Here is a 9,761-nt window from a genome sequence, read left to right as displayed (position 1 = left end):
AATATCAAGCGATCGCTTCGAGGCCGCGCTAGGGCGGGAACTGCCGGATCACCCGGCCCTCCAGCGCGTCCACCCAGAGCCAGCGCCAGGTCTCGAGGCGGTCGCCCAGGTCGAAGGCGAGCTGGATCTCGTAGACGGGGTCCACGCGGCAGGGACGGGATCGAATCAGCAAGAGGGGGACCGGGCTGCGCCAGAATTCCGCCAGCTCGGGCCTCGCGCGCAGGAGCTTTTCGATCTTGGCCTCGTCGAGCAGCTTCACGGCGCGCTCCGGTCGTAACGGGTCAGTCCGTAGGTCTCGATGAGCTGGATCACCTTGTCCGCGTAGCGCGGGTCGGTGGCGTACTTGTATCTGCCGGATTGCAAGGCGCGGACGAAGTCGCGGGCGTTGCTCTTGTGGTTCATGGCATGGCGCAGGTGGCGTCCCTCGGCGATGACGCGGGCGTGGTCGAGGAAGCTCTCCAAGGGGTCGTGGTAGCGGCGGAATTTCGCGTGGGTTCGTACCGGGGCCCCGTCGCGGAACTCGCGCGTGGCGAGGCGCTGCGAGCCCGCGGGCCCCGTTCCCTTGATTCCGAAGAAATTGTGGCCCGGCGCATGGTGTCCCCAGCCGGATTCGAGCGCCGCCTGGGCCAGGGAGACCGAGGCGGGGACGCCGGTCAGCGCCTGCGCGGCGAGGGCGTGCGGCAGCATCCGCTGAAAAAATTCCCGTTGGCGGGCGCCGGCCGAGAGTCTAGTCGTCGAGACGGATGGCGGGGCCTGCCCTGTCCGCGGGCCCGGCCGGGGCGCGGGCGGGAGATAGAATTGAAATTCCGGGGCGAGGCGGAGTTGCCGATCCGTTTCGGTGTCGAGGCGAAAGTTCATGCCTCGAAAAAAAGCAAGGCGCGGGCCAAGGCCGGGGTCGCTTAATTTGCAACAGGCGGCGGGAATGATTCGATGTTCGGACTCCGGCGTCCGGAATGCGGTCGATTTTGAGGCACGAAGGCTTTGAAAGTGGCGCCCCCGGCATGAATCGAACATGCGACCAACGGTTTAGGAAACCGCTGCTCTATCCACTGAGCTACGGGGGCGGGTGGAAGAGGGGATTTAACGAAGGAGCCGGGGGCTGTCGATCGGAAAATCTTTTCTTTTTTCGCGGAAGCAGAAAAAAAATAGCTCCGACTTCGTTTTGCTGCCGACCGCGGCCTCGCCGCGAGCCGGATTTTTCCCCATTCCGAGATCCACCCGCAGATCCGCCGTCCGAGAGGCTTTGCGCTGAATCCTGTGCAAAATAACCAAGTGGTTACTTCATGGGACGGGCCCTCGGAATTCGGCAAATTTCCTCGCCAAAGTTAAGGGTTGACCGCCTCGGCGCTCCGCTGGTATTTTTAAAGTAATTTTAGGGGGTTAAGGGATCTGGAGAATTTTTCCGTAAAGGGGGGATAAGCGATGAATAAATCCGAGTTGATCGAAATCATTTCGGAAAAAGGCAATATCCCGAAAAAGCGAGCGGAAGAAGTCGTCAATCTCGTCTTCGATTCGATGACCGAGGCCCTCGTCAAGGGAGATCGTATTGAAATTCGCGGCTTTGGCAGCTTCGTCAACCGCGATTACGGCTCCTACACCGGTCGGAACCCCCGCACCGGCGAGTCCATCCAGGTCCAGCCCAAAAAACTTCCCTTCTTCAAGGTGGGAAAAGAGCTGAAAGAAAGGGTCGACGGCAAACCCGCGGCCCCCTCCGGCTCCTCCTCGTCCGGTTCGGACGTCTCGCGTGGCGGCGAGGCGGCCGTTCATCCCGCTTCGCATTGACCGTCGCCTCGGGCTGGTATTCGCCTTGCAGTTAACCGCCTCTCATGAGGCCGGAATCTCTTACCTACAATACACTTGTGGAGTTTCTCTCGCGTGTCGACGGCTTGGGCCGAAAGACGGCTTGGCGCCTTGCGGAACGCTTCCGCGATTGGGAGCGCTTTCAAAGAGAGGGCCCGGAACTGCTCCGGGGCGGGTCGTCCTTTCTCCCGGAAGAGGCGAGTCGCGCTTTGGCGGCGGCCCTGAAAGACGCCCCCGCCTTCGTTCCCAGCCCTAATTTCATCTCCTTTCAAGACCCGCGCTACCCGAGCCGGCTCCACGAGCTCTACGACCCGCCCTGCGGCCTGTATTTCCGGGGAGATTGGGAAATATTCGCAAGGGCCCGTCCCTGGGTGGCCTTGGTGGGCACCCGCCGCGCCTCGCGCTACGCCCTGGAGATATGCGGTCGCCTCGTCGCCGAGATGAAGGGCTTCGATCCGGTGATCGTCAGCGGCCTTGCCCTGGGCGTCGACGGCATGGCCCATCGGGCCGCCCTGGGCCATGGTCTGAAGACGGTCGCCGTCCTCGGTTCCGGCCTCGCCGATATCTACCCGGCCCGGCATCGCGAACTGGCCCGCAGGATTCTTCAAGAAGGCGGGCTCCTGCTCTCGGAGACGCCGCCGGACCGCGCCGTGGAACCCTGGCATTTTCCTAAGCGCAACCGCCTCATCGCCGCCCTTTGCGACGCGGTGGTGGTCGTCGAGGCCCCCGAGAAGAGCGGGGCGTTGCTCACCGCGGACTTTGGCCTCGACCTGGGCCGGGAGATCTACGCCGTGCCCGGATCGATCGAGGACGGCCGCAACCGGGGCGCCCATCGCCTGATCCAAGAGGGGGCCAAACTCTTGTTGGAGGGGCGGGAGATCTTTGTGGACCTGGGCTTCGCCGAACCGCGAAAGGCGGAGGATAGTGCGGCCGAAGGGGGGACTGGTTTGGGGGCGTCTCAGCCGGATCCTCCGCCGGGCCCCCTCCGCGGCCCCGAACGTAAGTTATTGGAAATAATCGCTTTTGAGCCAAGTCACATTGACAAAATCACGGACTTAAGCCATTTACCCAACCCCCAGGTGGCGGGCCTGCTGATGCAGCTTTGCCTGAAGGGCTTGGCCGAGGAATTGCCCGGCTCTTATTTTCAATTGCGAGCCCTCGGCCGGGATTTGTTGTCAAATCCCGAGTGAAAACAATAGAATGACCTGACCGCATCCGGGAGTCGTTTTATGGCAAAAAATTTAGTCATCGTGGAGTCGCCCGCCAAGGCCAAGACCATCGAGAAATACCTCGGCAAGGATTTCACCGTGAAGGCCTCGGTGGGCCACATCATGGACCTTCCGACCTCCAAGCTGGGGGTCGACATCGAGAAGGACTTCCAGCCCACCTACGTCGTCATCAAGGGTAAGAAAAAAGTCTTGGACGAGATCACCAAGAGCGCCGAGAAGGCCGACCAGGTCTTCCTGGCCACCGACCCCGACCGCGAGGGGGAGGCGATCGCCTGGCACATCGCCAACGAGATCAAGGGTCTCGGCGGCAAGAAGAAAAAGGGAGAGGGCCGCGTCGTCCACCGGGTCCTGTTCAACGAGATCACCAAAAAGGCGGTGCAGCAGGCCATCCAGAAGCCGGTCGAGCTCGACCCGCATCTCTTCGACGCCCAGCAGGCCCGCCGCATCCTCGACCGCCTGGTCGGCTACAAGATCAGCCCCATCCTCTGGGAGAAGGTGAAGCGCGGGCTTTCCGCGGGCCGCGTGCAATCGGTCGCCGTGCGCATCATCTGCGAGCGCGAGAAAGAGATCGCTGCCTTCGTCCCGGTCGAATATTGGTCGCTGACCGCCAACCTCGAGGGCTCGCTGCCGCCCGCCTTCCAAGCCAAGCTGGCCCAGGTCGACGGCGAGAAGACCGAGTTGGGCAACGAGGCGGTGGTAACCGCGCTGCGCGCCAAGATCGAAGGCGCGCCCTTCGTCCTTAAAGAGGTCGTCCGCCGCGAGCGCAAGCGCATGCCCTATGCGCCCTTCGTCACCAGCAAGCTGCAGCAAGAGGCCGCCCGCAAGCTGGGCTTCACCGCCAAGAAGACCATGACTTTGGCGCAGAAGCTCTATGAGGGCGTCGAGCTGGAAGGCGGCGAGCTGGTCGGTTTGATCACCTACATGCGCACCGACTCGACCCGGCTCTCCGACGACGCGGTCGCCCAGGTGCGGGAATACATTTCGCAAAAGTACGGCGCGGCCTTCCTGCCGCCCCAACCCTGGGTCTACAAAAGCAAAAAGGCTGCCCAGGACGCCCACGAGGCCATCCGCCCCACCTCCATCGAGTACGAGCCGACGCGGGTGAAGGCTTTCCTCGAGCGCGACATGTTCCGCCTCTACGAGCTGATCTGGAAGCGCTTCGTCGCTTGCCAGATGAGCCAGGCGGTCTACGACCAGACCACCTTCAATATCGTTGCGGGGCCGGCCCTGTTCCGCGCCACGGGTTCCATCCTCAAGTTCGCCGGTTTCACGCAAGTCTATATGGAAGGACACGACGAGGCGGACGTCGTCCCCGAAGAGGAAGAAGAGTCCTCACAGCTGCCCGATCTGAAGGAGGGCGAGACCCTCAATCTGCTCGGCCTGGAGGGCAAGCAGCACTTCACCCAGCCGCCGCCGCGCTTTACCGAGGCGTCGCTGGTCAAAGAGCTGGAAGAAAAGGGCATCGGCCGCCCCTCGACCTACGCCTCGATCTTAAGCGTCATTCAGGATAAGAAGTATTGCGAGAAACTCGAGGGCAAGTTCCACCCGACCCAATTGGGGACCATCGTCAACGACCTGCTCACCGCGCATTTCCCCAAGATCCTCAACATCGAGTTCACCGCCAAGATGGAGGAGGAGCTTGACGAGGTGGAAGAGGGCAAGCGCACCTGGGTCGCGACTTTGCAGGATTTCTACCAACCCTTCGCCGAGACCCTCGAGAAGGCCAAGGTCGACATGAAGGACCTGAAGCGCCAGGAGATCGCCACGGATCTAAGCTGCGAGAAGTGCGGCAAGCCGATGGTGGTGAAGTGGGGACGCCACGGAGAGTTCCTCGCCTGCAGCGGCTATCCCGAGTGCAAGAACACCAAAGAGGTGCAGCGCGCCGCCGGCGGGGCCTACCAGGCCGCGGCCGAGAAGACCACCGACGAGGTCTGCGAGAAGTGCGGGGCCGCGATGGTCTTCAAGCGCGGGCGCTTCGGCGAGTTTCTGGCTTGCAGCCGCTACCCCGAGTGCAAGTCCACCAAGGCGATCCCGATCGGCGTCGACTGTCCGGAGTGCGGCAAGCCGCTGAGCGAGCGCAAGACCAAGCGCGGCAAGTCCTTCTTCGGCTGCACCGGCTATCCCAACTGCAAGTTCGCGCTTTGGGACCGGCCCATCCCCGAGCCTTGTCCCAACGGCGACTCGAAGTTCCTTTTGCAGAAATACAGCAAGAAAGACGGCAACCGCGTCGCCTGCCCCAACAAAGAGTGCGGCTATACGCGCAACCTGGAGACCCCCGCCGCCGCGGCGGGGGGAGAGGGTTAATTTTTAATGCTCTCCGTTCCCAATCCGCTCGCTTTTTCGAAAAGTTATGGTGACGGGGAAATCTTTTTTAATTTTTCGGCGGCGAGTCGTCTCACTTCCGGAAACTTGTCTTGAAGCGCATCTTGAAAAATCTTTTCCCATGAGGGGTCTGCGGGAATGAGTTTTACGGCTCGGACGCGAGTGGTTTCGTCGTCAATAGCCATAGCATCGACGAGCCAGCTTCGCAATTTCGGCATATCCCTAACATACCTCGCCAAGTCTTCTTCGATCTGAGTTTGAACGGCTGGATCGAGGCTTTTAAAGCCTAAGAGGATGAAAAAAGCTTCTTGGTCCTCTTTGAGAAGCCTGTCGAAGAGTCGTCCGGCCGCGGCAAGTTGAGCCAAAGGTTCGGGGTCTTGTAGCGCCGAACAATAATCAGAGCTTCCGGAACTCGGCCATTCCGCCAAAAGTTTCTGAAAGGACGAAGGTGCTAAAGGATCTTTCCCATCTTTCGTAAAGACCTTTCCGTTAAAAACTTGATCGCGCATAAAGGTCCAAGCCAAGGCCCCCGCCGCTTTCATTATTTCTGGGGTAGAGGGGCTTTCCAAATAATTTCGAAAAGTGTCCGCTCCTAAATAATAGGAAAAGAAGGCCGATGCGAAGGCTTCGCCTTCGTTCGAGTAGGGGTGGCCGGGCGAATCTGGGCTGCAGGGAATATAGTTTGAGTCGTCGATGATTTCGTAATTCTTCCCGGGGAGAAGGGCTTCAAAAACCCTGCTCCACGATGAGTTTCCCTTGAATCGCGACGAGTGGACGGCGTGACCCATTTCGTGAACGAGGGTCGGTAAGTAACCGGGGTAAATATCCGCGGGGTGGAGGAGGAGGGAGTGGAGCTCCCCGCAGGCTTTATTTTTGGGATTTTGGGAACAGTATTCGGAAGCGCGTCCAGTCCACCGTGCGAAACGAACCGGTGTCGCGGGATATTCATTAAGCTCTTGAAAAACGGATTCCAGCAGTTGTTTCGTGGCGGAAGCCATGCCCTTTGGAAACTCCAAAATCATATCATAAGGGCCGTGGACGGAGGTCATGACCCGCCGTTTTAGGGGAACTTCCGACTCTCCAGGCTCAGGCAATGCCGGCATTACCGCCGAACGAGACGCGGTATCGGCCTCGAGTGGGTTGTTCCAAGGAATGCCAGGTAGTTTTGGACCTTTATTGAACAATTCTTTCGTATGGAAACCTCCTACCGGGGCCCCGGAGCAAAGCTTCTGCCAACGTGTTTGCCATAGGTCCTTAGAATAAGCTGTAGGATATGTTTCGGAGTTGAGGCAGGGAGGGGGTGTTTCCGGCTTTTTGGGACCAGGAGGAGATTTTCGTTTCTTGGTTGAAGCGCCGCAGGCCCCTAGAAACAGGACGGCGCTCCCCAGGATAATGAGCGGTAGCATCTTAATTTGCCGTCGCGCGAGAGCGCGGTTGGAGTTTTGCGATCATTAGTCGGAGGTGAAGTGGCAAGAAAGTGGAAGAAGAAAGCCCCCTCCTTCCGGAGGGGGCTTTTTGGCTAGAAATCAGGGTCGCCTTGTTTCTTTTTAGGTGGCGGAGGAGGAGGATTGTCCTTCTTCGGCGTCTGAGGAGGAGGATTGTCCTTCTTCGGAGCCGGCTTCTTGCCGCCGCCCGTGTCGTCCTTCGGCTCGCCCTCGGGGGGCGGCTTGTTGGGATCGACTGCAACCGATTTGCCGTCCGGGATCTGGTTGATCGGGGCGGAGGTGAGCTCACCCTTGACCCGGATGATGACGCGGCGGTTCTTGGTTTGGGCGGTCTGGATCTGTTTGTAATCGCCCTTTTCCGGAACGGCCAGGCGCTCTTCGCCGTAGCCGATCGAGTCGAGGCGAGTTTCGGCGACCCCGAAGCCGACCAGGAGTAGCTTGACCCACTTGGCCCGACGCTCGGAAAGGGCCTGGTTGTCGGCGTTGGAGCCTTGCGAGTCGGTGTGACCCTCGATGGTCCAGGTGACCTTCTTCATCCAGTCGTACTTGGCCTTATCCTCGTTGGGATCGACCTTGTCGTACTTCGTGGCGGAAGGAGCCTTGAGACCGTTCATCTTGTCGGCGATGTCCTTCATGTTTTCGAGCTCGAACTCGGTGAGGGCGAAGACCGGTTTGGCGATCTTCTTCAACTCCGAATCGTTGGGATCCAGGGTTTTGCCGGCGTTCTTCTTCACGTACTCCTCGAGGCGTTTGACGTCGGCGTCCGTCGGCTTCGCGAGGGCGAAGTTCGGCTGGACGATGTCCAAGGTGAAGCCGTGGATCCGCTCGATAACTTCGATGTTCTTGCCGAGGAGATCTTTCAGGGCGTCGACCAGAACCGCAGTGTCGAACTTTTGGTGCAGGCCCTCGTTGCGACGCGTGAGCTTCAGCTCCTCCTCGTGCAGGCGCTCCACCCACAAGTCGATTTCTTTGCAATCCAGGTCCTTCACGTTGGGAGGAAGCTCGGTCGGAACGGGGTCGCCGGTGACCTGGGCCCAGAAGTCGTACCCCGTGGGATACTTTTTCTCGGCGTCGGTCTTGGCAGTGGCGAGGGTTTCCGGCTTGAGGTCCTTGACGGATTTGACGATTTCAGCGTCGATCTCCGCTTCGGACTTTTTGCCTTCCTTCTTCGCGAAATAGGCCTTTTTCAGGGCTTCACGAACCTGCTTCTCATCGGCTCCGCCCTTTACCAAGGCCAGGCGAACCTGACGGTAGAAGAGGGCATCGCGAATGTTGGCAGTGGTCAGCGGATCGGATCCCGTTTCGAGGAAGGTCTTCAGCTCATCCAAGTCGGCTTTGACCTTGGTGTTGTCAGCGCGGAGCTGGGCGATGCTGTCGACGTAGGAGTCGATCGAGCGCTTGGCGCCGTCGCACTTTTCTTCGTACTTGGTTTCGACCATCTTTTTGGTCGAGGGACGGAAGGTCAGCAATCCGCCCAGCGCCCAGCCGGCGTTGTTGAAGTCGCCGCCGTAGATGGCGTTGGTCTGGGCGAAGAAGTCGGCGCCGATGTGGACGTTGCCGACGTTGAAGCCGACGACGTTGACGTCCGCGCCGACCGCCGTGCCGAAGCCGCTTTGCTTATGCAGCTGGAAGCCGCCGTCGACGTTGGTGGTGCCCCAGCCGTAGCCGAGGATGCCGTAGATGCCGAGGCTGGCCGGACCGACCAGGACGCCGCCGAGACCGTCGCCGTAGGCGCGCTTCCAGTCGAACTCGACGCGGGGGCCGAGGCCGATGTTCCAGAGGCTGCTGCCGCCGGTGTTCTCGTTGCCCTTGGTGCCGTCAAACTGCAACTGGCCGCCGCCGCGGACGCGGAAGGTGCCGCTGTTGAAGTCGTGCATCAGGGCGCCGTTCAGCAGGTAATGGGTGAAGTCCCCGAATTGGGAGATGTTGTCGATGGCGAAGAGTCCGCCGTTGCGACCGCCCATGGTCTCGGGCCCGAAGCCCAAGCTGAACTTCCACTCAAGGCGAGGGGGATCTTTTTCCTCGGTTTTCTTCGCGTCGGCGGCCTTCTTGTCTTCAGGCTTTTTCGGGCCTTCGACCGCGGGGGGAGGGGGAGTTTCAACTTTTGCGTCGGCAGATACACTGCCCGAAGCGGCGGGTTTGGCTGGTGGCGTCATACCAAATCTCCTCTTTCAGGGGGAAATTAGACAAATTTTAAAAATGCTGCTGTGACTTACGTCGAACGGTTTATCGCGGGGGTTTTTTTAAAGTTGCGGAAAAAAATGAAAAAAGGATGCCGCGCCTTTTGGGGGTTCCAAAAAGAAGAGGGGAGAACTCGGTTGTGCGCTGTGCCCCCTTGGTTTGCCGAAACGGGCCTGGAGAAGGCCCCGAAATCCGTTCAAAAATCTGTCTTTAATAAAGGTTAGGGACCGGAGCCGGTCCGGCAGCGCCACACCGCCTTTCCAACCCCGGTCCTAACCCGTGGAATTGCCAAACTATTCGTCGCTGCGCGCCGTAGGTCCGCCGGCATCGGCGCCCGAGGCCACGGGAGCTTCCTCCCGACGGCGTTCCCGCCGTTCGGTCCGAGGGGCCCCCGCATCGCCCGAGGTGATCGTGCTGATCGGGGCACTGACCCCACCGTCCGCCCCGGGGACCGTCCCGGCGCTGGCCCGCACCTCGGTGTCGAGGGCGGTGCAGACCGGATCGGTCGAGTTGGGCATGCAGACGAACATCTCGATGCGGCGGTTGGTGGCCTGGCGGCCGCGGACCTCGTCGGTCAGGGCCGTTCCTCGGATGCCGTCGCGGTTCAGCATGGTGACTTCTGCGCGGGTCATGCTGTGGGCGTCCCCGCGGCGGCCGGAGGCCTGGTCGTAGTAGTAAACCAGGTTGGTCTCTCCGCGGCCCAGCGGGGTGATCATCGCCGGATCCACGCCGTAGAAGATCAGCGCGTCGCGGATCGCCTGGGCGCGCCGCAACGAGAGGCGCT

General features: G+C 60.6%; 8 protein-coding genes and 1 tRNA gene. 3 read left to right on the top strand and 6 right to left on the bottom strand.

The features are described from left to right. Window positions 1-28: 28 nt before the first annotated feature. From FBR05_13255 to FBR05_13245, 3 genes are all read right to left on the bottom strand, one after another. Complete coding sequence (locus FBR05_13255; protein ID MDL1873146.1) at window positions 29-259, bottom strand: hypothetical protein; 231 nt, start codon at window positions 257-259, stop codon at window positions 29-31. Beyond that, a complete protein-coding gene (locus tag FBR05_13250; protein ID MDL1873145.1) occupies window positions 256-1,014 on the bottom strand; it encodes a hypothetical protein in 759 nt (252 codons plus the stop codon). The genes FBR05_13255 and FBR05_13250 overlap by 4 nt, the downstream gene beginning before the upstream one ends. Further along, window positions 989-1,064: transfer RNA gene (locus FBR05_13245), tRNA-Arg, on the bottom strand. The genes FBR05_13250 and FBR05_13245 overlap by 26 nt, the downstream gene beginning before the upstream one ends. Window positions 1,065-1,422: 358 nt before the next feature. Between FBR05_13245 and FBR05_13240 the strand changes: the two genes are divergently transcribed. Genes FBR05_13240 through topA form a run of 3 tightly spaced genes read left to right on the top strand, consistent with a single transcriptional unit; the run spans window position 1,423 to window position 5,333 of the window. Then, window positions 1,423-1,782: an integration host factor subunit beta gene (locus FBR05_13240; GenBank protein ID MDL1873144.1), complete on the top strand. Its 360-nt coding sequence runs from the start codon at window positions 1,423-1,425 to the stop codon at window positions 1,780-1,782. Window positions 1,783-1,826: 44 nt separating this feature from the next. After that, on the top strand, window positions 1,827-2,990 hold the full coding sequence (dprA, locus tag FBR05_13235; protein ID MDL1873143.1) for a DNA-protecting protein DprA: 1,164 nt from the start codon (window positions 1,827-1,829) through the stop codon (window positions 2,988-2,990). A 39-nt stretch (window positions 2,991-3,029) separates the two neighbouring features. Next, window positions 3,030-5,333 (top strand): type I DNA topoisomerase, encoded by a 2,304-nt coding sequence (topA, locus tag FBR05_13230; protein ID MDL1873142.1) that lies wholly within the window; start codon window positions 3,030-3,032, stop codon window positions 5,331-5,333. A gap of 44 nt (window positions 5,334-5,377) precedes the next feature. Here topA and FBR05_13225 read toward each other — a convergent pair whose 3' ends face one another. The 3 genes from FBR05_13225 to FBR05_13215 form a co-directional block, all read right to left on the bottom strand. Continuing rightward, entirely contained in the window at window positions 5,378-6,400 is a 1,023-nt protein-coding gene (locus FBR05_13225; GenBank protein MDL1873141.1) for a hypothetical protein, read from the bottom strand. A gap of 470 nt (window positions 6,401-6,870) precedes the next feature. Next, window positions 6,871-8,235 (bottom strand): OmpA family protein, encoded by a 1,365-nt coding sequence (locus FBR05_13220; GenBank protein ID MDL1873140.1) that lies wholly within the window; start codon window positions 8,233-8,235, stop codon window positions 6,871-6,873. Between the two features lie 1,035 nt (window positions 8,236-9,270). Continuing rightward, on the bottom strand, window positions 9,271-9,761 hold a 491-nt coding region (locus tag FBR05_13215), incomplete at its 5' end, for a hypothetical protein (protein MDL1873139.1).

Source organism: Deltaproteobacteria bacterium PRO3 (genome assembly GCA_030263375.1).
Taxonomy (GTDB): domain Bacteria; phylum UBA10199; class UBA10199; order DSSB01; family DSSB01; genus DSSB01.
The sequence above is the reverse complement of the archived record's forward strand: the minus strand, read 5'-3'. Positions and strand labels throughout refer to the sequence as shown.